This is a genomic window from Amycolatopsis sp. cg5 (assembly GCF_041346955.1).
GTDB lineage: Bacteria > Actinomycetota > Actinomycetes > Mycobacteriales > Pseudonocardiaceae > Amycolatopsis.
The window spans coordinates 1,146,121-1,170,166 of record NZ_CP166849.1 but is presented as its reverse complement, the minus strand read 5'-3'; the positions used below and the strand labels follow the sequence as shown (position 1 = coordinate 1,170,166).

The following is a 24,046-nucleotide window of genomic DNA, read 5'->3' as shown; positions in this document are numbered from 1 at the left end:
CGGGGTCGTGAGTGTTTAGACCGGTTAGAACCGGCCGCGTAACTAGTCAGGTCTCTGTCACGTGGTGATCGTCGTTCTGCGATGATCACCACGTGGCCGGGAGTGAGCGTCCGTCGTATGACGAACTTGCTGCCTTGGTGGTGGCTCAGGCCGCGGTGATCGCGACGATTGAGCCGTTGCGAGCTGAGCTGGCCCGGATGACCGAGCGGGTCGCGGAGCTGGAACGACAGCTGAAGACGAACTCGCGTAACTCGTCGAAACCTCCGTCGCAGGACGTGTATGTCAAGCCGGCACCGAAGTCGTTGCGCGGAAAAACCGGTCGTGGCAAGGGAAAACAACCCGGTGCGGCGGGCGCGAACCTGAAGCTGGTCGATAATCCCGACAGGGTTGTCGAGCATGTGCCGTCGGCGTGCTCGGGCTGCGGGACCGGGTTGCGGAACCGGCCCAGTGTCGATGTGGTGCGCCGTCAGGTGCACGACCTGCCCGAGATCACGCCCGTGGTGACCGAGCATCGGCTGCATCAGCGGCGTTGCCGGTGCGGGGTGCTGACCACCGCGGCCGCGCCGGCCGAGGCGAGTGCCCCGGCGTGTTACGGGCCGAACGTGACCGCGTTGGCGGCGTATCTGCTGACCTATCAGCACATCCCGATCGCCCGCGCCGCGCAACTGCTGGCCGACGTGCTGGGCATGAACGTGTCCACCGGCTGGGTCTCCTCCGTGCTGCGGCAGGTCGCACCAGCCTTGCAACCGTTCACCGACGCCGTCCACGACGCGGTGCGCCGGGCGCCGGTGGCGCATTTCGACGAGACCGCGCTGCGCGCGGCCGGTGTCCGATGGTGGCTGCACTCGGCCTCCACCGAGAAACTCACGACCTATCTGCTGCACCCCCAACGCGGCCGCGACGCGATCGACGCGTTCGGTGTCCTGCCCGGCTTCGCCGGCATCGCGGTGCACGACGGCTGGCACCCCTACCGCACCTACACCGAGGTCGTCCACGCGCTCTGCAACGCCCACCACCAGCGCGAACTCATCGCCGCCACCGAAACCCACCCCGATCAGGACTGGCCCGGCCTGCTGATCGGCGTGCTCGACGAACTCAACGTCGCCGCCCACACCGCCCGCGACCTCGACCTACCCGAACTACCCGCCGAAGTCCTGCACCCGATGATCACCCGCTTCGACAAACACCTCGCCGACGGGCTGAACCTGCATCCCCGCAACCACATCGGACACCCGCAAGGCGGCCGGCCCCGCCAAACCACAACCCGGGCCCTGCTCGAACGACTACACAAATACCGCGACGACGTCCTGCGGTTCGCGTTCGACCTGACAGTGCCTTTCACCAACAACCAGGCCGAACGCGACATCCGCATGACCAAAACCCAACTCAAACTCGCCGGCTGGCGCACCCGCACCGGAGCCACCACCTGGCTCACAGTGCGGTCCTACATCTCCACCACCCGCAAAAACGGCGTCCACACCCTCACCGCACTCCACAACGCCATCACCGGCAACCCCTGGCTACCAACCAACCCCAGCAACCACCTGACTAGTTACCCGGCCGCACCACTCACGACCCCCACGACGACCCCGGCCAGCCGTGAGCGAGCGGAACCTCTGCTGCGTCAGATGCAGCAAAGGTTCCACTCGCCCGCCACGTTTGCCCTTCCGGCCAATAACCGCCCTAAACACTCACGACCCCATGAGCAAGTTACCTTTTTGGGGCCGGGCTTGGGGAATTGCCGATATTCGCGGGGTTGAGACGGTCTTTCACCGAAGGTGTGGGGTTTTCCTGGGCGGGGGTATGTGTTTTCCACAAAGGACCCGTGGTTTCGTCACGAAATAGGGCGGCGGGGCGGGCTCACTCTTCTGGACTGCTCGGTTGTTTCCGAGGCCGGGGTTTCGCGGCGGTCTGCGTGTAACTTGGCCGCAGTGCCCCGAAAACGTCGCGCTCTGGGGAGGGCGGACACGCACGCAACGTCGGGAGGCACCCCAAGGACGAATCAGCCCAGAAGGGGGAGGCGGTCATGCCCGCTACTTCTAATCTCGACCAGATCATCGAGAAGTACGCCACGGGGAGCTTCACCGACGAAACGCCGTTGCTGGCGGCGGGAATCGAATCTTTGGCGCTCTTGCGGCTGGCGGTGGACGTCGTCGATGACGAGGACGCCGAAATCGATCTGACCAGTCTTGTCGACGTGAAGACCATCGGGGATCTCAAGGTCTGGTTGACCGAGCTGGCGGCAGGCGCATGACCAGCCAGGCCTTCTCCATAACCGGGTCCCAGCAGGGACTTCTCGTTGTGCACAACCGGGCCGCCGGCCAGCCTGTGTACAACATGCTGGTCCGGTTCGACCTCGATCCGCGGCATGACGCCGCGCGGGTGGAAGCCGCGATCGCCGCGGTGGTCGCGATGCAGCCGGCGCTGCGGCAGACCTTTGGTGTGCTGCCGGAGATGCACGCGCGGCTCACGCCCGCGGCGCCGGCCGTTCCTTGTGAACGGGTGGTCGTGGCGGCCGCCGATTTCGACGAGGCGGTCGTGGCCACCTCGCAGCGGATCGGCAGGCCCGAGTTCGATTTGGAGAACGGCCCGGCGTACCGGTTCGCGACCGTGCGGGCGAGCGATGACAGCGCTTCGGTGATCTTGCTGGCCGATCATCACATCGTCCTCGACGGACTGTCCGTCGGGCCGTTGGTCGGTGATCTGGAGCGGATGCTGACCGAGCCGCTCACGCGGGCGGAGATCGACGCGAAGGTGGAGCTGCGGGAACGCGCCTACCTCAAGGAAATGGCCGCGCAGCAACGCGCGGGCACGGCGGACGCGACGCTCGAACGGTCCGCGGCCTGGGCGGAGCGGCTGCGTGCGGTCCCGCCGCTGGAGCTGGCTCCGCGGCCGGGACGGCCGACGCAGACGTCGTTCAGTGGCGCGCGGGTGCGGTGGCAGCTCAGTGACGCCGAGGCGGCCGCGCTGACCGCGACCTGCCAGGACCTGAACGTCTCCCCCTTCGTGTTGTTCACCGGGATCTACGGCGCGGTGCTGGCGCGCCACGGGAATGTGCCGGAAGTGCTCGTCGGCAGCCCGTTCCTGGCGAGGCGGACCATCGGCGCGTTCGATCTGTGCGGGTTCTTCGTCAACACGCTGCCGGTGACCGTCGGGGTCGACTGGACGCGCTCTGTCGCCGACCATCTGTCCACTGTGGTCACCGAGGCGATCGACTTCTGCCGCGCCAACACCGACATCAGTTTCACGCAGCTCGTCGCGGACGTGCGGCCGGACCGGACGACGAACCGGAACCCGTTGTTCTCCGCCATGGTGGCGATGCAGGACACGTTCACCGCGGGCACGGACGGGCCCGTCCGGCGGGTCACCGAGCCCGGCAACGACACCGCGAAGTTCGACCTGTGGCTCGGGCTGACGCCGGTCGACGGCAGCTGGCTGCTGGAGCTCGAGTACGACCTCGAGCTCATCGCGCCCGCCATCGCCGACGAGCTGCTCACCTCGCTGCGCACCGCGCTGCGCCGGGCCATCACCGACAGTTCCCTTTCGCTGGCCGGGCTTTTCGCCGACGCCTCGGCGGGCGCGAGCACGCGGTCCGACGGCTGGCGCGCCCAGCCTGAGCACGCGACGCTGGTCGACGGTGTCGAGGCGCCGGCGCGGCGGACACCGGACGCGATCGCCATCGACGAGCCGGGCCGGCAGGTGACGTACGCGGAACTCGTCGACGCCGTCGAGCGGGCTTCCGGCGGGCTCGCCGAGCGCGGCATCGGCCGCGGCGACCTGGTCGGGCTGGCCGGTGACAACCTCGTCGACGCCGTCACCGCCGTGCTGGCGATCCTGCGCCGCGGCGCGGCTTTCCTGCCGCTGGACGCGAATCTGCCCAAGGAACGCCTGACCTACATGGTCGGCAAGGCGGACTGCCGTCTCATCGCGGGCAACGAGGTCGTGCCCGATGTGTCCACAGTGGCCATCAAGGAACTGGTCGAGGCCGAGCCCGGCGAAGCTCAGGGCGACCCGGACGCGGCGGTCTACGTCATGTTCACGTCCGGCTCGACCGGCACGCCCAAGGGTGTCCAAATGGGACAGCGCTGGCTGACCCGGCTGGCCGCCTGGCAGGTCGACGCGCTGGGCATGGACCACGACACCCGGTTCCTCCAGTACGCGCCGCTCGGGTTCGACGTCTGCTTCCAGGAGATACTGCCGACGCTGCTCAGCGGCGGCACGGTCATCTCGCGGGGCGCGGCCGACCGGCGTGACTTCGCCGCGGTGCTCAAGCGGATCGCCGAGTCCGAGGCCACGCACGTCTACCTGCCGGTGGCGGCGCTGCGCCCGATGGTGCTGCACGCGCTCGACCGCGGCACGCGGCTTCCCGCGCTGCGCAAGCTCTGCGTCTCCGGCGAACAGTTGCTCGTGGACGAACAGTTGCGCGAGTTCTTCGTCCAGCACCCGCATTGCGAGCTGGTCAATCACTACGGCCCCACCGAGACCCAGGCCGTCACCACGCGCAGGCTGTCGGCCGAGGACGCGTCGTGGCCGACGCACGTGCCGATCGGGACGCCGCTGCCCGGCGTCGCCGCGTACGTGGTCGACGCGACCGGGCACCTCGCGCCCACCGGGGTCTCCGGCGAGCTTTTCCTCGGCGGTGACTGCCTTTCCGACGGCTACCGCAACGATCCCGGGCTGACCGGGGAGCGGTTCGTGCCGGACACCTTCGCCGGCGAAGGCCTGATGTACCGCACCGGGGACCTGGTGGTCCGCGACCACCGGGGCGAGCTGATCTTCCTCGGCAGGCTGGACACCCAGGTCAAGATCCGGGGAAACCGGGTCGAACTCAGCGAGATCGAGGCGGTGGCGACCCGCGTGCTCGGCGTGCGCCAGGCCGTCGCGGTGGTGCACGGTGAAGGCTCCGCCAAGGAGATCGCGCTGCTGCTGCTCCCCCATCCCGGCGCGACGCCGGAGCCGGAGCGGGTGCGCACCCACATCGCGGCGACGCTGCCCGAGTACATGCGTCCACTGTGGATCTTCACGGTGGACGAGATCCCGGCGACGCCCACCGGCAAGACCGACCGCAGGGCGCTCGGCCGGATACTCGACGAGCAGCTCGCCGCCCACCGCCAGGACGAGGTCACGGTGGCGGAGTACGAAAGCGATCTCGAACGCGACCTCGCCGCGTTGTGGTCGCGGGTGCTCAAGATCGACGGCATCCTCCGCGACCGGCCGGTGCTGGAGTACGGCGCGCATTCGCTGAACATCTTCACCACCTTCGCGGAAATCCAGCAGACGTACGGGGTCACGCTGACGATGGGCGAGTTCTTCGCGTCGCCCACGATCGCGACGCTGGCCTCGATGATCCACTCGGTTCAGGAGGACGAATGACGACCACGACGGATTCCAGCAGGCTGGTCCCGCTGGTGCGCAAGGGTTCCCGCCCGGCGGCCGTGCTGCTTCCCGGCGCGGGCGGCGGTCTCGGCTACTACCTGAAGCTGGCGGGGTTCCTGGGCAAGACGAGGAATGTCTACGGAATCCGGGCGTCGGGCCTGGTCGCGGGCGAGGGCACCGAGAACCGCGTCGGCGACATGGTCGACTCGGTCGTCCAGGTGCTCGACAACGCCGGCGTCGAGCCGGACCTCGTGCTCGGCTGGTCGATGGGCGGGGTGATCGGCTGGGAGACGAGCCGCAGGTTCGCCGAGCGTGGCGTCCAACCGAACCTGGTCATGCTGGACACCTCGCCGTTCGCCTTCGCGGCCGGTGACGGGTTCGCGGACTGGCTGCTGGACAAGATCGGCGGCATGCTCGGTCCCCGGCCGGACGAGGAGGCCGCGGCGCGGGTCAAGCGGGTGCTGGAAGGTCAGCTGACCGCGTTGTCGGACAACAAGGTCGAGCGCGAGTACGCGGGCCGGGTGCTGTACTTCGCCTGCGCCGAGCCGGAAGACGCGCGCGAGCTGAACCTGGCGACCTGGCGGCAGCTGGCGCCCGACCTGACCGAACACCAGGTGAGCGTCGATCACTACTCGATCGCCAAGCCGGAGAACTTCCCCCAGCTGCAGGAAGCGCTGGCGTCCTTCCTGAACACCTGACATTTGGAGTCTGCCGTCATGACCACACGTTCACTCTTCGACTGGTTCCACGCCTCGGCGCGGGCGTACCCGGACAACGTGGCGCTGGAGGTCGGCGCCGAGGTCTACACCTACCGCGAGCTGCTGGGCGCGGTGGAGCAGGCCTCGGCCGCGATGCTCGCCGCGCATGACGGCCCGCTCAAGCGGATCGGGATACTGACCGCGCGCAGCACGTCCGGCTACATCTCCTACCTGGCGGCGCTGCGGCTCGGCGCGACCGTGGTGCCGATGAACCCGGCCAACCCGGCCACCCGCAACCTGGGCATCACCGCGGAGGCCGGGCTCGACCTGACGATGATCGACGACAGCGCGGGCGACGGCGCGGCGGAGTACCGCGCGAACGCGGGCGTCGACATCCTCGACCTGACCGGCGACAACTGGAAGCGGTACCTGGAAACGGATCCCGCGCTCGTCGTCCCGGCGATCGTGGAGCCGCACCCGGACGACCCGGCGTACCTGATCTGCACCAGCGGCACCACCGGCCGCCCGAAAGGCGTGCCGATCACGAACGCCAACCTCCACGGTTTCCTGTCCGAGGTGGCGAAGCGGTACCGGTTCGGGCCGACCTCGCGTGGCGCGCAGACGTTCGAGCTGAGCTTCGACGGGCACGCGCTGGCCATGTTCGGCACCTGGGGTGGCGGCGGCGCGGTCGTCGTCGCGCAGCGGCACGACGTGCTGGCGCCGGTCAAGTTCATCAACAACAAGCGGTTGACGCACTGGATGTCCGTGCCGTCGCTGATCTGGTTCGCGAAGCGGCTGCGCGCGCTCGGCCCCGGCAGCATGCCGACGCTCGAACTGAGCTCGTTCGGCGGCGAGGCGCTGACCGTGGAACACGTCGAGGCGTGGACCAGGGCGGCGGTGAACACCGCGGTGATCAACTGCTACGGGCCCAGCGAATGCGCCTGCATCGTCACCGCGTACGAGGTGCCCGCCGATCCGGCCGACCGGGTTCCGACCTCGAACGGCTCGCTGCCGATCGGCGACGTGTTCCCTCGCCTGGAGTACGTGCTGCTCGACGAGGACCTCAAGCCCAGCGACGACGGCGAGCTCTGCATCCGCGGCGACCAGCGCTTCCCCGGTTACCTCGACCCGTCGGACAACGTCGGCCGCTTCGTGTCCATTGTGGACGACGTGGCGACGTCGTACGACGGGAGCACGCCGCTCACTTCGCAGCACTGGTACCGCACGGGTGACCGGATCCGCCGGGAGAACGGCGAACTCGTGCACCAGGGCCGTGTCGACCTCCAGGTGAAGGTGCTCGGCAACCGCGTGGAACTCGGCGAGATCGAGAGTTCGCTGCGCAGGCACGAAACCATCTCCGAGGCCGTGGTCGTCACGATCCCCGCCTCGGACGGCGAGGTCGACCTGCACGCGTTCTACCTCGGCGAGGAGCTTTCCGACGACGAGCTGATCGAACTCGTCTCGGATCTGCCGAAGTACATGCGGCCGCGTGGTTTCCACCACCGCGACGAGTTCCCGATCACCGACAACGGCAAGGTCGACCGCCGCAAGCTCGTCGACGCGTTCCTCGGCCGCTGAGAAAGGACCTGATCGTGGACACGGGGGTGGAGCACGAGACGACCACCGCGACGCCGTCGCAGGCGGCGATGTGGTGGTTGCACCAGCGCGCCAAGGACAAGTCGGTCTACCACATCACCTGGCGGCTGATCGCCGAGCGCGCGGTCGACCAAGCCGCGCTGGAGACGGCGTGGCAGCGGGTGGTCGACCGGCACGACGTGCTGCGGACTTCCGTGGTGCGGGTGGACGAGGACGTGCGGCTTCGGGTCCGGCCCAAGCTGCGCGCCTTCGTCCGCCGGGTCGAGACGGACGGACCCGTCTCCGGCGAGCTGCTCGGGCTGCTCGCCGAAGAGGCGCAGCAGCAGCCGATGTCGCTCGAAGAGGCGCCGCTGGCCCGACTCGCGTACGTCCGAGCGGGTGACCGGCACGAACTCCTGCTCACGGTCCATCACCTGCTTCTCGACGGCTGGGGACTGCAGCTGGTCGTCGAGGACCTGTCGACGGCCTACGCCGCCGCGGTCGCTGGCACCGAGCCCGAGTTCGAGATCGAGCCGGAGCCGTTCCAGCGGTACGCGGACCGGCAGCGAGCGGGCGCGCCGTGGACGGCCGACGTCGAGTACTGGCGTGACCGGCTGGCCGGCGCGTCCGCCACGACGATCGCCGCGAGCACCGGCGCCGAGTTCGTGCCCGGCGCGCCCGGCGTGGTGTTCCGGCACACCTTCGGCGCACCGGCCACGGCCGGGATCGCGGCGCTCGCCAAGCGCACGTTCGCGACCCCGTTCGCCGTGTTCCAGGCCGCCATGCACATCGTGCTCGCGCGGGGCGGCGCCGGGCCGGACGTCACGATCGGGACGGAACTGGCGAACCGGATGACCCCGCAGGAGCAGGGTGTCGTCGGGTATCTCGCCAACCTGTGCCTTTCGCGGGGTCACGTGGCCGACACGTCCACGGTGGCCGACATCGTGACCGCCGCGCGTGACGACGCCTGGGCGACGATCGCGCACCAGGCCGCGCCGTACCCGGTCGTTTTCGGGGCGCTGCCTGAAGAAACCCGGCACCGGCTGACCGACGACTGCCCGGTCGGGCTGAGCCACCTCGGGCCGATCGGCACCGGGCTCGCGCTCGGCGACATCGGACTGGCGTTGCAGCCGAGCCCGAACCGGGCGGCCAGAGCCGACTTTTCCATCTCCACCTGGGAAGCCGACGGCAAATACCACGCGGAGGTCGAGTACAACACCGGCCGCTACGACCGGGCGACCGCCGACGCGCTGCTCGCCGACCTGGAGACCGTGCTCGCGGCCGGCCCGGATCAGCTGGTCGGCGGCATCGAGGTGACCACCCGGTCCACCCAGGCCCGTACCGAAGGCGGCGACGCGGTCGCGGCGCCGGCGGGCCACCCCGGGTCGGACGCCTGGCGGCAGGTGAACGCGGTCTGGGCCGAGCTGCTCGGCAAGCCGCCGGAGGGGCCCGACGTGGACTTCTTCAACGCGGGCGGCAATTCCCTGTTCCTGCTGCGGCTCAGTGCCGCGCTGGAGGACGCGACCGGGGTGTTCATCGACGCGGTGGAGTGGCTCGCCGAGCCGACCCCGCGCGAGCTGGTGAAACTGGTGGCTGGCACCGAAGACGGGCCGGGCGACGCGCCGACGACGACCACCGTCTCGCTGCGCGAGGGCACCGGACCGCACCTGCACCTGCTGCCCGGTGCCGGCGGCAGTCCCGGTGACTTCCGGGCGATCGTCGACGCGCTTCCGGCGACCTGGCGGGTGACCGCCTCTCGGGAGCAGGAGCCCGCGACGAGCATCAAGGAGATGGCTCGGCGGTTCGCGGCCGATCTGGCCGCCGAAGGGCTCGACCCGGACGTGCTCGGCGGCTGGTCGATGGGCGGCCTGGTGGCGTACGAGATGTCGTCGGAATCCGCGAAACCGTTGGTGCTGCTGGATTCCCCGCCGCCGGTCGGGCACACGCCGGAGCCGGACGACGCGCTGTTCGCCGCGTTCTCGTCGGCGTTCGCCTCGGGTCTGCCGTCGATCGTCGGCGAACCCGGGTTCCAGGTCAGGGTGCTCGCCGCGTGGCTGGCGGCCGACGGCCAGCCGATCCCCGCCGAGACGCTGGAAGAGCGCTGGCACGCCTACGCCAGGCACGCCAGGCTGGGCGAGTCCTACGTCGGCCCGGCGGAACTGCCGGTCACCGCGCTGGTCGTCGGCGCGGACCTGGACGCGGCGGGATGCGAGGACTGGGCGAACCGGTTCCGCGAGCCGACGGTGCTGCGGACCGGCGCCGATCACCACGGCGTGCTGCGCGACGACGTCGCCCGGCAGGTCGCGGCGGCGATCGCGGAATTCGAAAAGGGGCGGCTGGTGTGAACACCGGCAAGCGGGTCGTGCTGAAGATCGGCACCAGCTCCCTGATCACCGACGGCCGGGTCGACCCCGACCGGCTCGACAGGCTTTGCGAGGCGATCCACCGGGGGATCGCCTCAGGCTTGGCGCCGGTGCTGGTGGCATCGGGCGCCATCGCCGCGGGCCGGACCGCGTACCCGGAGATAGCGCGGTCCGGCGGTGACGCCGCCCAGCAGGTGGCGGCCGCACTGGGGCAAGGCCTGCTCTACCCGGCGCTGCGGGAGCGGTTCGCCGCGTACGGCCTGGTGACCGGGCAGGTGCTGCTCACACCGCACGACCTGATCGAGCCGGAGTCGGGGGTCCGGGTGCGTGCCCTGTTCGACGAGATGCACCGGCACGGCTACCTGCCCATCGTCAACGAGAACGACGCGCTCGGCGTGCGCAACAACGACGTGCTCGCCGCGTTGCTGTCCGGGTTCCTCGAAGCGGAACTCCTCTTGCTGCTGACCAACGTGCCGGGGCTCTACGACGGCAACCCGATGCTCGGCGCGTCCGCGCGCAAGATCGGCCACGTGCCGGCGCTGAACGCGGAATTCGAGGCCATGGCGGGTGATTCGACCGGTGACGGCGGCACCGGCGGCATGCGGATGAAGCTCGCCGCCTGCTGGATCGCCACCTATTCCGGCGTGCGCACGGTCATCGCCGACACCGCCGATCCCGCCGTGCTCATCGACGCCTACCGCGGTGTCGCCGTCGGCACCGACTTCGCGCCACGCCCGGTGCACGGCAAGCCGCCGTCGGCGGGCAGGCTGTGGCGCGCTTTCCGCACCCCGCCACGGGGTGTGATCACGCTGGCGCCTGCCGGGCGGCTGGCCATCGAACACCGGCAACCGTTGCGGCGGGTGCAGGTCACCACCGCGCGCGGGCGGTTCCGCGCGGGCGACGTGGTGGACCTGACCGGCCCCGACCAGCGCCTGCTCGCGCGCGGGGGCATCCGGTTCGGCGCGGCCAGCGTCGAATTCGGCTGCGCGCCGGACACCGCGCTGCTCGCCGGTTCGGACTACGTACGCATCGGAGAGGACTGATCATCATGACCGTGCTGGACCAGTGTCAGGACGCGGTCGCGGCCTCGGCCGTGCTCAAGCGGCTGACCACCGCGCAGAAGAACGCCGTGCTGCGTGACATGGTCGAGGCCATCGAAACGCACCGGGACTCGATCATCGCGGCCAACGCCGAAGACGTCGCCGCCGCCCGTGAAGCCGGCACCTCCGCGACGCTCGTGGACCGGCTGACGCTCACCGAACGCCGCGCGGCCGGGCTGACCGCCGCCATCCGCACGATCATCGACCTGCCCGATCCGTCCGGGCGGGTGGTGGAGGGCTGGACCAGGCCGAACGGGCTGCGCATCGAACGGGTGCTGGAGCCGCTGGGTGTCATCGCGGTGATCTACGAGGCCCGCCCGAACGTCACGGCCGAGGTGGCCGCGCTGTGCCTGAAGTCGGGCAACTGCGCCATTCTGCGCGGCTCGTCGACGGCGATGCACACCAACCGCGCCATCATGGCCGCGCTGGACTCCGCGATCGCGAAACACCCCGGCGTGCCGTCCGCGATCGTCCAGCTGGTCGACGACCCGTCACGCGAAGCGGCGCTGGAACTGATGCGGGCCAAGGGTTACGTCGACCTGCTGGTGCCGCGCGGCGGTCCCGAGCTCATCGCGTCGGTCGAGCGCAACGCGACCGTGCCGACGGTGATCGACGGCGCAGGCAACTGCCACCTCTACATCGACGCCACCGCGCTGCCGGGCATGGCGACCGAGGTCGTCGTCAACGCGAAGACGTCCCGGCCGAGCGTGTGCAACGCGATCGAAACCCTGCTGGTGCACGAGGATCTGGCCGCGGACTGGCTGCCGGGCGCGCTGGACGAGCTGGCTGCGGCCGGTGTCGAGATCCGGGGCTGCGCCCAGGTTTGCGAGGCGTGGCCGAAGGCCGTCGAGGCCACTGTGGACGATTGGGCGACCGAGTACCTCGACCTGGTGCTCGCGGTGCGCGTGGTGTCCGATGTGGACGAAGCGATCGCGCACATCCGCGAGTGGGGCACCGGGAACGCCGAGGGCATCGTGGCGCAGGACATCGCGGTGGCGAACCGGTTCGCCCGCGAGGTCGACTCCGGCAGCGTGTTCGTCAACGCCTCGCCCCGCTACTCCGACGGCGGCGAGTTCGGCTACGGCGTCGAAATCGGGGTGTCCACGCAGAAACTGCACGCGCGCGGCCCGATGGGGCTGGCCTCGCTGATGACCGCGAAGAACGTCGTCTGGGGCGACGGGCAGACCAGGACGGTCGCCTGATGGTCAATCCGCTGCGGCCCAGCTCGCTGCTGGAGTCCGTCGACCAGGCGATCTCCATCAAGTACAACAACCTGGTCTACGACCTCAAGTCGACCGGCCACGACATCATCACGCTCTCGCTCGGCGAGTCGTTCTTCGACGTGCCCGCCCCGGATTTCGGCGGCATCGACCCGGCCGAGCTGCACCACTACTCCCATTCCCGCGGCCTGCCCGAGCTGCGCAGGCAGCTGGCCAAGTACTACGGGAACCAGTTCGGCCTGTTCTTCGACCCCGACCACGAAATCCTGATCACCGCCGGGTCCAAGATAGCGATCTACCTGGCGCTGCTGGCGACCGTCGAGCCCGGCGACGAGGTGCTCGTGCTCGAGCCGTTCTGGCTGAGCTATCCCACGCAGGTCCGGCTGTGCGGCGGCGTCCCGGTGAGCGTGCCGCACGACGTCAGCGTCTTCGAGCTGGGCGCGTACGTCACCGGCCGCACCAGGGCGATCATCGTCAACAACCCGAACAACCCGAGCGGTCACGTCTACACGGCCGCCGAGCTGGACCATCTGCACGCGCTGGCCGACGAGCACGGCCTGCTGCTGATGGTGGACGAGGCGTACAACGAGTTCGTCGAGCCGGGCACCGAGTTCATCACCTGCGGCGCGGCCGATCCGGAGCTGCGGCACACGGTCACGCTGAACTCGATGTCCAAGAACTACGGCATTTCCGGGTGGCGCGTCGGCTACGTCGTCGCCCACCGCACGCTGATCGACCAGATGCTCAAGGTCAACCAGCACCTGATCACCTGCGCGCCGACGCCGTTGATGCGGTATCTCGCCGACCATTTCGACACGCTCATCGAGGGCACGCGGCCGCAGATCCAAGCCGTGGTCGCGCGCCGCAACGAGGTGGCGGGCTGGCTGGCCGAGCGCGGCATCGAGGTGCTGCCCGGCGAGTCGACCTTCTACCTCTTCGCCTCGCTGGGCCGTTCGAAGCTGGGGTCGGACGCGTTCGCCGACCGGCTGCTGCGTGAATCCGGCGTCTGCGTGGTGCCCGGGATCGCCTACGGGGACTCGTGCGACCACCACATCCGGATCTCGGTCGGCACCGAGCCGCCCGAGCGGATCCGGCGTGGCCTCGACGCGATCGCGGACCTCATCGAGAGCACCGGGTAATGCGGGTCGACCTGGTCGCGGACCTGGGTGAGGGGTTCGGCGCCTACCGCATGGGCGACGACGCGGCCTTGCTCGACGTCGTCTCCTCGGCCAACATCGCCTGCGGTTTCCACGCAGGCGATCCCCGGCTGATGGAGGAGACGGTGGCCGCGTGCGTCCGGCGCGGCATCGGCGTCGGCGCGCATCCGGGGTTTCCCGACCTGGCCGGTTTCGGCAGGCGCACCATGGAGCTCACCGCCCGCGAGGTGCGGACCGACGTGCTGTACCAGCTCGGTGCGCTCGGCGCGTTCGCCACCGCGGCGGGCGCCCGGCTGCGGCACGTGACCCCGCACGGCAGGCTCGGCAACCTGGCGATGAGCGAGCGGCCGTACGCGGAGGCCGTGGTCGACGCCGTGGCCTCGTTCGACCGTTCGCTGATCATGGTCACGCAGGACGGCGTGCTCGCCGAAACCGCGCGGAAGGCGGGACTGCCGGTCGCGATCCTGATGCTGGCGGACCGGGGCTACCGGGACGACGGCACGCTGGTGCCACGCAAGGAACCTGGCGCGGTCCTCACCGATCCCGGCGAGGTGGCCGCCAGGGTGGTGCGGGCGGTCACCGGCGGGGTCGTGCGGACCGTGACCGGCCGCGACCTGCCCATCGCGTGCGACACCGTGCTGGTGCACGGGGACACCCCCGGCGCGGTCGACCTCGCGCGCGGCATCCGCGGCGCGCTGCACGAGGCGGGCGTGGACATCGCGCCGCTCGTGGGTGCGCCGTGAAGATCGAACACTGCGGTGATTCGGCACTGCTGGTCCGGCCCGGCGGGGATTCGGCGTGGCAGGCCGTGCAGAACCTCGCGGACGCGCTCACCGGCTCGGACGTGACCGATCTGGTGGCGACGTACGACAGCCTGCTGGTCACGTTCGACTGCGCGCGTGTCCGGCACGACGAGCTGGCCGCCCGGATCCGCGAACTCGATCTTGAAAAGGCTTATACACCACCAGTTTCTCGACTTTTCGAGATCCCGGTCGTCTATGACGGTCCCGATCTGGCGGACGTCGCCCTCGAACTCGGTCTCAGCGAGGACGAGGTCGTCCGGCTGCACTCCGGCACCGACTGGGTGGTGCGGTTCCTGGGCGCGCCGGCGGGCGCGCCGATGCTCGACGGCTCCCCGTTTCCCGCCCGCGTGAGCCGCCGCCCGAGTCCACGCACGTCGGTGCCCGCCGGTTCGGTCGCCGTGTCCGGCACGCAGGCGGTGATCTACCCGGTGGTCTCGCCGGGCGGGTGGCGGTTGCTCGGCCGGACCCCGCTGAAGCTGGTCGACACGTCCCGCGACCCGATGGTGCCGTACCGGCCTGGCGACCGGTTCCGATTCGTGCCGGTGTCCGGGGCGCTGCCGTGATCACGGTGCGGCGGGCCGGGCTCGCCGCGGTCACCGATCTGGGCAGACCGGGTTTCGCCAGGCAGGGCCTGCCCGCGGGCGGCGCGGCCGACCAGTACTCGGCCTCGGTGGCCAACATCCTGGCGGGCAACGCGGAGAACTCGCCCCTGATCGAGGTGACCGCGTCGGATTTCGCCTTCACCACGGACCGGCCCGCGTTCCTCGCGATCACGGGCGCGCCGGTGACCGTCACCGTGAACGGGTCACGTCGGCGCGCCTGGGAACCCTTGTGTGTCAACGCTCATGACCTCGTGGAGTTGACCGGTCTCACCGGCTTACGTGCCTACGTCGCGGTCAACGGCGACTGGCACGTCGACCGGACGCTCGGCAGCTGCGCGGCCGCGCCGGAACTCGGCGTGCGCCCGTGGCTGCGCGCGGGCTCGGTCGTCGACGTGCGCGACGGCCACCGTCCCGTCGACCACCCCGTCTTCGTGCTCGGCGCGGTCGCGCCCCGGTTCCCCGACCCGCTCACGATCGACATCACGGCGGGCCCGGACGCTGACGAGGCGGTGGCGGCCGCGCTGACCATCGGCACGTACACGGCCAAGGCCGACAGCGACGACATCGGCGTCCGCCTCGACGGCCCGGTGCCCACCGGGGTCGCCAAGACCGACCTGCTGTCGAAGGGCGTGCCGCCGGGCGCGGTCGAGCTGCCGCCCGGTGACGAGCTGCTGGTGCTGCGCCGCTCGCATCCGATCACCGCGGGCTACGCGGTGATCGCCGTCGTGACCCGCGCCGGGCTGTCCACGCTCGGCCAGGTTCGCCCAGGTCAGCGGCTCAGGTTCCGGCTCCGCACGATAGAGGATGCGGTCGGCGATCATCGACGGCAACGTCAGGTACTGGACGCACTGACTCGGCGGGCACGCACCGCGTACACCAGCGCGGGCGTCCCGACGGCGGAAAGGACAGCGTCATGACGGAAACGCTCGAACCACGGGTGCGGGCGGCGGCCGACCACAGCGGCCGCAACACCACCGTGCTGGTGGCCTTCACCGCGGCCACCAACCTCGCCGACGGCGTGCTCAAGGTGGCGCTGCCGCTGATCGCCACGACACTGACCAGCTCACCGGCGCTGGTCTCCGGCGTGCTCACCACGCTGATGCTGCCGTGGCTGTTCACCGCGCTGCACGTCGGCGTGCTCGTCGACCGCGGCGACCGGCGGAAACTGTTGTGGCTGGCCAACTTCGTCCGGGTCGCGGTGGTGGGCGGCCTGCTCGCGGCGGTGCTGTCGGACGTGCTGACCCTGCCGATGATCTACGCGGGCGGCGTCATACTCGGCGTGGCCGAGGTGATCGCGCTGACCGCGGCGGCCGCGCTGCTCCCCTCGGTCGTCTCCGGCCCGAAACGCGAACGCGCGAACTCCTGGCTGACCGGCGCGGAAACCGTGTGCAACGAGTTCATCGGCCCGTTCCTCGGCGGCCTGCTGGTGGCCGCGGGCGCCGGGATCGTGCTCGGCACGACCGCGCTCACCTACGCGATCACCGCGGCCACCCTGGTCTTCCTGATCGGCCGCTTCCGCGTCCCGCAGACCACGGCCGCCAAGCCAGCCGTCCACGCGCAGATCGCCGAAGGCCTGCGGTACCTGTGGGACCAGCGCGTGCTGCGCGTGATGACCGTGCTGGTCACCGCACTGAACTCGCTGTGGGGCGCCTGGCTGGCGCTGATGCCGTTGTACGCCACCACCGCCATGGGCGTCGACAAGGCCGTCTACGGCCTCCTGGTCGGCGCGCTCGGCGCCGGCGGGACGCTCGGCGCGCTGCTCGTGGCCACCTGCAACCGGCTCTTCGGCCGCCGCCAGGTCATGCTGGGCAACATCTTCCTGACCGGCACCATGGTCGCCACCCCGGCGTTCAGCACCAACGCGTGGGTGGTCGCGGCTGGCGCGTTCCTCGGCGGGCTCGGCAGCGGCCTGTGGGTGGTCAACTCCCGCACCGTCAGCCAGACGCTCGTCAGCACGGCCATGATGGGCCGCTACAGCGCCACCGCCCGCCTCTTCGGCTGGGGCGCGGTGCCGCTGGGCGCGTTCCTGTCCGGCCTGCTGGCCGAGTGGGCGGGCACCCAGGTCGCGTTCGCGGTCTTCACCGTGATCGCGCTGACGGTCGTGGTGCCGTTCCTCCGGGTGTATTCCCGGCCGGTGGCGGCCGACATGGAGCGGCGGATCGCCTCCGGCGTGGAACCGGCGGCACAATGACGTTCGTGAGGACCATGCTCGAGTTACTGGACGCCTACGACGACTACCCCCAGGCCCGCGCACTGCGCGAGCGCACCTACGAAGGCCTCGGCGACGTCGTCGTCGACGTCGGCTGCGGCAGCGGACTCGCCGTCGGCGAACTGGCCGCGCTCGGCGCGAAGGCCATCGGCGTCGACCTCGACACCGACATGATCGACGTCGCCATCGAGCGCTGGCCCGACTGCGAGTTCCACGTCGCCGACGTCACCGACCTCCCGTTCGACGACGGCTCGCTCACCGGCTACCGCGCCGACAAGGTCCTGCACGACCTCCCCGACCCCGAGGCGGCCATCGTCGAGGCGCACCGCGTGCTCGCCGACGGCGGCCGCGCGCTGCTCACCGCGCAGGACTGGGACGCGTACATGATCGACTCCGACGACCCGGAGCGCACCCGCGACCTCATCCGCGCCCGCGCCGACGGCGTGACGCACCCCTGGATCGCCCGCACCTACCGGAACCTCCTGCTGGACAACGGTTTCACCGACGTCACCGCGGAGGTCCACACCATCGTCTGGACCGGCGAGGCGGCGTTGCCCATGCTCGCCAACATCGGCGGCAAGGGCGCCTGGTTCAAGGAGCAGACCGCCCGCGCCAAGGCGGACCGCCTCTTCGTCGCGGTCCCCTTCGTCCTCACGACCGGCGTAAAGGACTCGTGAGTGTTTACGCCGGTTAGAACCGGCCGTACCACTCACGACCCCACCTGAGTTGGGTACCTCAAGGGTCGGCACGCGTACCTGAGCAGTCGGCACGCGTACCTGAAGGGTCGGCGGGCGTGCCGACTCGTCAGGTACGCGTGCCGACTCTCGGGGTACGGGACTCGTGAGCGTTTAGGCCGGTTAGAACCGGCCGTACCACTCACGAGGCCTTGAGCCGGGGGTCGTGTGAGGGGTCGGGGTACATGGGCGGCGGGCCGTGCTCGATCGCCTCGGGCCGCAGCTCGAAGTGCCAGGGTTCGTTCAGGTAGATCTGGCACAGCCCGTACGCGGCGCCGTGCTCGAACAGCCATGCCGCGGCGGCGGGCGGGCCGATGTCGACCGCGTGCCCCAGAACGTGCGCGGAGGTGTCCGGGGTCGCGACCCAGCGCGCCGCTTCCTCCTCCGAGCCGTACTTCGCGACGGCCTCGCGGCGCAGGTGCGCCTGGTAGCGCCGCGAGCGCCAGCCGCTGTTGACCCGGAACTCGATCCCGAAGTCGGCGGCGACGGTCGCCGCCGCGCGCAGGGCCGCGAGCAGGCCTGCGTCGAGGTTGGCGACGGCCGGGATGTCGTCGAACACCGTCACGCCGGGTGGGACGGCGCCGGGCGCCGGTTCGGTGTTGGTCATGCTCGCAGTCAAGGCACTGGGGCATTACCAGCGCGTATCCGGTTTTCGATATGCCGGCGATAGGGCCGGGCACGTACCGTCCACGGTGTGCGTGTCTTGATCGTCGAGGACGAGCCCTATCTGGCGGAAGCGGTCCGCGACGGCCTGCGATTGGCGGCGATCGCGTCCGACATCGCGGGTGACGGTGACACGGCGCTGGAGCTGCTGAGCGTCAACGCCTACGACATCGCCGTGCTGGACCGGGACATCCCCGGCCCCTCTGGCGACGAGGTCGCCAAGCGGATCGTCGCGTCCGGCAGCGGCATGCCGATCCTGATGCTGACCGCGGCCGACCGGCTCGACGACAAGGCGTCCGGGTTCGAGCTCGGCGCCGACGACTACCTCACCAAGCCGTTCGAGCTGCGTGAGCTCGTGCTCCGGCTGCGGGCGCTGGACCGCAGGCGCGCCCACAGCAGGCCGCCGGTGCGGGAGATCGCGGGCCTGCGGCTGGACCCGTTCCGCCGCGAGGTCTATCGCGACGGCCGCTACGTCGCGCTGACCAGGAAGCAGTTCGCCGTGCTCGAGGTGCTGGTCGCCGCCGAGGGCGGTGTCATCAGCGCCGAGGAGCTGCTGGAACGGGCGTGGGACGAGAACGCCGACCCGTTCACCAACGCCGTGCGCATCACGGTCTCGGCGCTGCGCAAGCGGCTCGGCGAGCCCTGGCTGATCGCCACGGTGCCCGGCGTCGGCTACCGCATCGACGAGGGCGACACCGATGGATAGGAAGCGCGGGCTCAGCGTCCGGCTCAAGCTCACCCTGAGCTACGCCGGCTTCCTCATGCTCGCCGGTGTCCTGCTGCTCGGGGGCGTGCTGGTCTTCTACCTGTACTTCCTGCCCAGCGGCTGGATCACCACCAACAGCGACTACTTCTGGATCAACCGGTCGATCCTCGTCCGCGCGTTCCTGCCGTTCATGGGCCTGGTGCTGATCTTCCTGCTGGTCTTCGGTGTGCTCGGCGGCTGGCTGCTCGCCGGCCGGATGCTCGCGCCGCTGGACCGCATCACCGAGGCCACCCGCACCGTCGCGAAAGGACGGTTCTCGCACCGCATCCGGCTGCCGGGCCGCGACGACGAGTTCCGCGAACTCGCCGACGCCTTCGACACGATGCTCGGCAGGCTCGAAGCGCACATCGCCGAACAACGCAGGTTCGCCGCCAACGCGTCACACGAGCTGCGCACGCCGCTGGCGGTCTCGCGGACGCTGCTCGACGTGGCACGCGCCGAGCGCGACCACGACGAGCTCCTCGAGCGCCTGCACGTCGTCAACACCAGGGCGATCGACCTCACCGAGGCGCTGCTCCTGCTCAGCCGCGCCGACCAGCGCGCGTTCGCCCGCGAACCCGTCGACTTGTCGCTCAAGGCCGAAGAAGCCACGGAAACACTGCTCGCACTCGCGGAGGAACGCGGGATCACCATCGAGACGTCCGGCGACCAGGCGCGGACCGTCGGCTCGCCGTCGCTGTTGCTGCAGCTGACCACGAACCTCGTGCACAACGCGATCGTCCACAACCTGCCTGAGCGGGGCACGGTCCACGTCACGACCTACGTCCGCCCCGAGACGGTGGAGCTCACCGTCGAGAACACCGGCAAGCGGATCTCCCTGGACTTGGCCGCCACGCTGGTCGAGCCGTTCCAGCGCGGCGCCGAACGCACCCGCGGCGATCACGCGGGTGTCGGGCTCGGGCTGGCGATCGTCGCCAGCATCACCCGCGCGCACGACGGCACGCTCAGCGTCACCCCGCGTGCGGCGGGCGGGCTCACCGTCACCGTGCGGCTGCCCGCCGCTCCGTGATCGCGGCGAGCACGTGCCCGGCCAGCACCACGTCGGCGTCGGACGCGCCCGCCGCCGACGCGCGGGCCGCCATCGCCGCGAGCCGCCCGGGATCGGCGAGCACCGGGATCAACGTGGCCTCGATCCAGGCCGGGTCGAAGTCGGCGTCGTCGACGAGCAGCGCACCACCAGCCGCGACGACCGGCTCGGCGTTCAGCCGCTGCTCGCCCCCTCGCAACGGCAGCGGGACATACGCGGCGGGCAGGCCGACCGCGGCCAGCTCAGCGCAAGTCATCGCTCCTGAGCGGCAGACCACGAAATCGGCGGCGGCGTAGGCGTAGCGCATCTCGTCGACGTACGGGACGACCACGTAAGGCGGTTCGCCGTCCGGCACCACCACCGCGTGCTTCCGTCCGGTGATGTGGAGTACCTGCACCCCGGCCGCCCGCAGCGCCACGGCTGCGCCGGACACGGCGGCGTTGATCGTCCGCGCACCTTGCGAACCACCCGTGACCAGCAGCACCGGCCCGTCGGGGCGCAGGCCGAACCGCTGCCGGGCCTCGGCACGCGACGCGGCCCGGTCGAGCCCGGTGATCCCCTGCCGCACCGGGATCCCGATGGCGGTCGCGTGCGGCAGCCGGACGTTGGGCGCGGCCGTGAACACGTGCTCCGTCAGCCGTGCCGCCAGCCGGTTGGCGATGCCGGGACGCGCGTTCGCCTCGTGGACGACGATCGGCAGGCCACGCCGTCGCGCGGCGAGGTAGGCGGACATCGCCACGTAGCCGCCGAACCCGACCACGGCCTCGGCCCGGACCCGGTCGAGCACCGCGACGGCCGCCCGCACGGAATCGGCCAGCCTGCCGGGCGTGCGCAGCAGAGCCGGATTCAGCTCGCGGGGCAGCGGCACGGGCGGGATGAGTTCGAGCGGGTAGCCGCGTGCCGGGATGAGCGTGGTGTCCAGCCCGCGCACGGTGCCGAGAGCGGTGATCTCGGCCGACGGCGCCAGCCGCCGCAACGCGTCGGCGAAGTTCATCATCGGCTCGATGTGCCCCGCCGAATGCCCGCCCGCGACCACGACCCGGGGTGCGGTCACGCCTGCGGCCCGATGGGGAAGTCGAAGTACGCGTCCGGATACGGCTCGTCCAGCAGCGTGTAGTGCCACCATTCCCTTTCGTACGGCCGGAATCCGCAGGTCTCCATGATGGCGCGCAGGTGCAGCCGGTTCGCGGCTTCGGCCCCGGTGATCCCGCTGGCGCCGTGATGCGAGATCGCGTCCATCAGATCGTGGTCACCACCCATCGCGGCGAGCTCGCCGGTGTCGAGGTGATAGAGCGTCAGGTCGACGGTGCTCCCCCGGCTGTGCCCTGATTTCGCGGCCACATAACCCTTTTCGAACATCTGTGTCTTGTCGATGTTCGGATAGTGCCGCTGCTTCGTGCGGCCGTCCTCAGGTCCCAGCGACCACCGCAGGAAGTTGTCCACGGCACGCTGCGGCCGGTAGCCGTCCCACAGCAGCAGCCCGAAGCCGAGCGACTCCGCCTTCTCCTGCGCGCACTCCAGCGCCGCGCACAGCGCCTTCGTGCCGACCACGCGGTTGGCGAGATAGCCGTCGACCGGTTTGCCGGTGAAGTTGTCCCAGGTCGCGTATTTGGCGTCCCACCGGATACCCGGCGCCGCCTCGTCCACGAACACGAAATCCTCGTTCACCGCGATTTCCCTGTCAGCGCCAGTGCGATCATCCGGTCGATCACCTCGCCGAGCGGCAACCCGGCGGCGGCCATCATCCGCGGATACCGGCTGTAGGAGGTCAGCCCCGGCATGGTGTTGACCTCGTTGAGAGCCACCGTCCCGTCCTCCTTCAGGAACATGTCCACCCGTGCCAGTCCCCGGCACCCGAGCGCACGATAGATGGCCTTGCCGGTCTCCCGCACGAGTGTGCGCGCCTCGTCCGGGATGTCCGCGGGCACGATGAACGTCGAGTTCTCCGAACCACTTTCCGGGTTGGACTCCTGGTGGATCTTGAAGAACCCGTGCGTGAGCGCGACCCGGTCCAGCTCCCCCGCGATCAACTCCTCCTCGTTCCCCAGAATGGAACAGCCGATCTCACTGCCCACGACCGCCTCTTCGATCAGCACCTTCGAGTCGTACCGCCGCGCGGCCTCCACCGCGCCCGCCAGCTCCTCCGGGCCCGAAACCTTGGTGACACCAAAGGAAGATCCCGACCGGGCGGGCTTCACGAACACGGGATAGAGGAACTGCCCGGGGTCCGCGTCTTCGCCCGGCATGAGCGTCCAGAAGCTCGGCGTCGCGATTCCCGCGCTCTCGACGACCAAGTAGGCCAGCGATTTGTCCATGCACAGCGCGGAACTCTGGACGTCACAGCCGACGTACGGGACGCCGGCGAGTTCCAGTAAACCCTGCACCGCGCCGTCCTCCCCCAGCCTGCCGTGCAGCACGGGGAACACGACGTCCAGCCCGATCGACTTGTACTGCCCGTCGTCCAGCACCAGCAACCCGTCCGGCGACAGCACGGCCGGACGGCTGTCGTCCTCCCAGCCCTCGGCGGGCCCGTCGCACAGCCGCCAGGCGCCGGTCTTCGTGATCCCGATCCAGACGGGCTCGTACTTGCCGAAATCGAGGTGTTTCGCGACCTCTCGCGCGGATTTGACGGAAACGGGATGCTCCTCGGTGGCGCCCCCGAAGATGATTCCGACCTTCACCCTATCCATGGTGGTTCCCACTTTCGAAAGTCAGGCAATTGATGAGACTGTTCTCGACGGTGTCACTCAGCGCGTGATCCGTGTAATAGGCGGTGTGCGGGGTGATCAGCACATTCGGCATCTTCTGCAGCCGCGAGAGGACTTCGCTGCCCAGCGGCCGGTCACTCCAGTCGGCGTAGAAGATCCCTTCCTCGCCTTCGACCACGTCCAGCGCGGCGCCGCCGAGCTTGCCGCTTTCCAACGCTTCAACAAGAGCCTCCGCGTCAACGAGCGGCCCGCGCCCGGTATTGACGACGAAAGCGCCGCGTCGCATTTGCGCGATTCTTGGGGAATCCAGCAGATGGTGCGTCTCGGCGTTGAGCGGAGTGTGCAGCGTGACGATGTCGCTCAGCTGCAACAATTCGTCGAGCGGAACGTAATCGGCGGAGTTCTGCGGAAGCCGGTCATAGGCCAGCACCCGGCACCCGAACCCCCGCAGCCGATCCATGACCGCGACCCCGATCCGCCCGGTCCCGATCACCCCGACCGTCAGATCCCGCAGTTCTTTCCCCCGCACCGCGTGCAGCCGGTAGTCATGGACATCCGCGCGCCTGACGGTTTCCTTGGCGTTCCTGATGGCCATGAGCATCAGCATCACCGTGTAGTCGGCGACGCTGTCCGGCGAATAGGCGACGTTGCCCACGGAAACCCCCAGGCTCTCCGCGTACGCCACGTCGATGTGATCGAACCCGACACTCCTGGTCGACACGTACACCACACCGAGCCCGCTGAGCGCCCGCAACGTGGCGTGCGTGATCGGCGTCTTGTGCCCGACACTGACGCACCGGTTCCCGGCCGCCAGCGCGACGGTCGCCTCGGTGATCGCGGCCTCGGTGATGGTCGGCAGCACACCACAGCGCGGCGCCAGCTCCCGGAACAGCGCGGCCTCGTCCGGCCCGCACCCGTAGATCGTGATCCCCACCGCCGTCCCGGCCGGCCGCACCGGCGACCGCGGGCGAATCCCCGTTTCGCTGTAGCTCATACCGCCCAGTCAACCCAGGACGACGTTGCCACCACGTATCCGCTTTTCGAT

21 protein-coding genes are annotated in these 24,046 nt (G+C 70.0%); 16 read left to right on the top strand and 5 right to left on the bottom strand.

Going from position 1 to position 24,046, the window contains the following annotated elements:
• Positions 1-92 precede the first annotated feature (92 nt).
• The 14 genes from AB5J62_RS05780 (at position 93) to AB5J62_RS05715 (ending at position 17,780) form a co-directional block, all read left to right on the top strand.
• Positions 93-1,760, top strand: a complete 1,668-nt coding sequence (locus AB5J62_RS05780) for an IS66 family transposase (RefSeq protein WP_370947064.1) — start codon at positions 93-95, stop codon at positions 1,758-1,760.
• 266 nt (positions 1,761-2,026) lie between these two features.
• Entirely contained in the window at positions 2,027-2,254 is a 228-nt protein-coding gene (locus tag AB5J62_RS05775) for a phosphopantetheine-binding protein (protein WP_370947063.1), read from the top strand.
• Positions 2,251-5,373: an amino acid adenylation domain-containing protein gene (locus AB5J62_RS05770; RefSeq protein WP_370947062.1), complete on the top strand. Its 3,123-nt coding sequence runs from the start codon at positions 2,251-2,253 to the stop codon at positions 5,371-5,373. The genes AB5J62_RS05775 and AB5J62_RS05770 overlap by 4 nt, the downstream gene beginning before the upstream one ends.
• Positions 5,370-6,074 (top strand): alpha/beta fold hydrolase, encoded by a 705-nt coding sequence (locus tag AB5J62_RS05765; protein ID WP_370947061.1) that lies wholly within the window; start codon positions 5,370-5,372, stop codon positions 6,072-6,074. Before AB5J62_RS05770 ends, AB5J62_RS05765 begins: the two co-directional genes overlap by 4 nt.
• Positions 6,075-6,092: 18 nt before the next feature.
• Entirely contained in the window at positions 6,093-7,652 is a 1,560-nt protein-coding gene (locus AB5J62_RS05760; RefSeq protein ID WP_370947060.1) for an AMP-binding protein, read from the top strand.
• A gap of 14 nt (positions 7,653-7,666) precedes the next feature.
• Entirely contained in the window at positions 7,667-9,994 is a 2,328-nt protein-coding gene (locus tag AB5J62_RS05755; RefSeq protein ID WP_370947059.1) for a condensation domain-containing protein, read from the top strand.
• Positions 9,991-11,055: a glutamate 5-kinase gene (proB, locus tag AB5J62_RS05750; RefSeq protein ID WP_370947058.1), complete on the top strand. Its 1,065-nt coding sequence runs from the start codon at positions 9,991-9,993 to the stop codon at positions 11,053-11,055. The genes AB5J62_RS05755 and proB overlap by 4 nt, the downstream gene beginning before the upstream one ends.
• 5 nt (positions 11,056-11,060) lie before the next feature.
• Complete coding sequence (locus tag AB5J62_RS05745; RefSeq protein ID WP_370947057.1) at positions 11,061-12,314, top strand: glutamate-5-semialdehyde dehydrogenase; 1,254 nt, start codon at positions 11,061-11,063, stop codon at positions 12,312-12,314.
• Positions 12,314-13,471: a pyridoxal phosphate-dependent aminotransferase gene (locus tag AB5J62_RS05740; protein WP_370947056.1), complete on the top strand. Its 1,158-nt coding sequence runs from the start codon at positions 12,314-12,316 to the stop codon at positions 13,469-13,471. Before AB5J62_RS05745 ends, AB5J62_RS05740 begins: the two co-directional genes overlap by 1 nt.
• The gene (locus AB5J62_RS05735; RefSeq protein ID WP_370947055.1) at positions 13,471-14,232 is read left to right on the top strand and encodes a LamB/YcsF family protein; all 762 of its coding nucleotides are present in this window, start codon (positions 13,471-13,473) and stop codon (positions 14,230-14,232) included. Before AB5J62_RS05740 ends, AB5J62_RS05735 begins: the two co-directional genes overlap by 1 nt.
• On the top strand, positions 14,229-14,855 hold the full coding sequence (locus AB5J62_RS05730) for an allophanate hydrolase subunit 1 (RefSeq protein WP_370947054.1): 627 nt from the start codon (positions 14,229-14,231) through the stop codon (positions 14,853-14,855). The genes AB5J62_RS05735 and AB5J62_RS05730 overlap by 4 nt, the downstream gene beginning before the upstream one ends.
• Positions 14,852-15,811 (top strand): biotin-dependent carboxyltransferase family protein, encoded by a 960-nt coding sequence (locus AB5J62_RS05725; RefSeq protein ID WP_370947053.1) that lies wholly within the window; start codon positions 14,852-14,854, stop codon positions 15,809-15,811. The genes AB5J62_RS05730 and AB5J62_RS05725 overlap by 4 nt, the downstream gene beginning before the upstream one ends.
• Positions 15,808-17,085, top strand: coding sequence for an MFS transporter (locus AB5J62_RS05720; protein ID WP_370947052.1), 1,278 nt, complete (start codon positions 15,808-15,810; stop codon positions 17,083-17,085). The genes AB5J62_RS05725 and AB5J62_RS05720 overlap by 4 nt, the downstream gene beginning before the upstream one ends.
• Positions 17,082-17,780, top strand: a complete 699-nt coding sequence (locus tag AB5J62_RS05715) for a methyltransferase domain-containing protein (protein WP_370947051.1) — start codon at positions 17,082-17,084, stop codon at positions 17,778-17,780. Before AB5J62_RS05720 ends, AB5J62_RS05715 begins: the two co-directional genes overlap by 4 nt.
• Before the next feature lie 199 nt (positions 17,781-17,979).
• On the opposite strand, the gene AB5J62_RS05710 is transcribed toward AB5J62_RS05715, so the two are convergent.
• Positions 17,980-18,444 carry a M15 family metallopeptidase gene (locus AB5J62_RS05710; RefSeq protein WP_370947050.1) on the bottom strand — a complete coding sequence of 155 codons (465 nt, stop codon included), beginning with the start codon at positions 18,442-18,444 and terminating at the stop codon, positions 17,980-17,982.
• Positions 18,445-18,531: 87 nt separating this feature from the next.
• On the opposite strand from AB5J62_RS05710, the gene vanR-Sc reads away from it, so the two are divergent.
• Complete coding sequence (vanR-Sc, locus tag AB5J62_RS05705) at positions 18,532-19,206, top strand: VanSc-type vancomycin resistance response regulator transcription factor VanR (protein WP_370947049.1); 675 nt, start codon at positions 18,532-18,534, stop codon at positions 19,204-19,206.
• Entirely contained in the window at positions 19,199-20,275 is a 1,077-nt protein-coding gene (locus tag AB5J62_RS05700) for a sensor histidine kinase (protein ID WP_370947048.1), read from the top strand. Before vanR-Sc ends, AB5J62_RS05700 begins: the two co-directional genes overlap by 8 nt.
• Here the strand turns inward: AB5J62_RS05700 and AB5J62_RS05695 are convergent.
• Genes AB5J62_RS05695 through AB5J62_RS05680 form a run of 4 tightly spaced genes read right to left on the bottom strand, consistent with a single transcriptional unit; the run spans position 20,247 to position 23,995 of the window.
• On the bottom strand, positions 20,247-21,347 hold the full coding sequence (locus tag AB5J62_RS05695) for a glycosyltransferase (RefSeq protein WP_370947047.1): 1,101 nt from the start codon (positions 21,345-21,347) through the stop codon (positions 20,247-20,249). The genes AB5J62_RS05700 and AB5J62_RS05695 overlap by 29 nt on opposite strands.
• Positions 21,344-21,961 carry a D-Ala-D-Ala dipeptidase VanX gene (vanX, locus tag AB5J62_RS05690; RefSeq protein WP_370947046.1) on the bottom strand — a complete coding sequence of 206 codons (618 nt, stop codon included), beginning with the start codon at positions 21,959-21,961 and terminating at the stop codon, positions 21,344-21,346. The genes AB5J62_RS05695 and vanX overlap by 4 nt, the downstream gene beginning before the upstream one ends.
• Positions 21,958-22,983: a D-alanine--(R)-lactate ligase gene (vanA, locus tag AB5J62_RS05685; protein ID WP_370947045.1), complete on the bottom strand. Its 1,026-nt coding sequence runs from the start codon at positions 22,981-22,983 to the stop codon at positions 21,958-21,960. Before vanA ends, vanX begins: the two co-directional genes overlap by 4 nt.
• Positions 22,976-23,995 (bottom strand): D-isomer specific 2-hydroxyacid dehydrogenase family protein, encoded by a 1,020-nt coding sequence (locus tag AB5J62_RS05680; protein WP_370947044.1) that lies wholly within the window; start codon positions 23,993-23,995, stop codon positions 22,976-22,978. Before AB5J62_RS05680 ends, vanA begins: the two co-directional genes overlap by 8 nt.
• Positions 23,996-24,046: the final 51 nt, after the last annotated feature.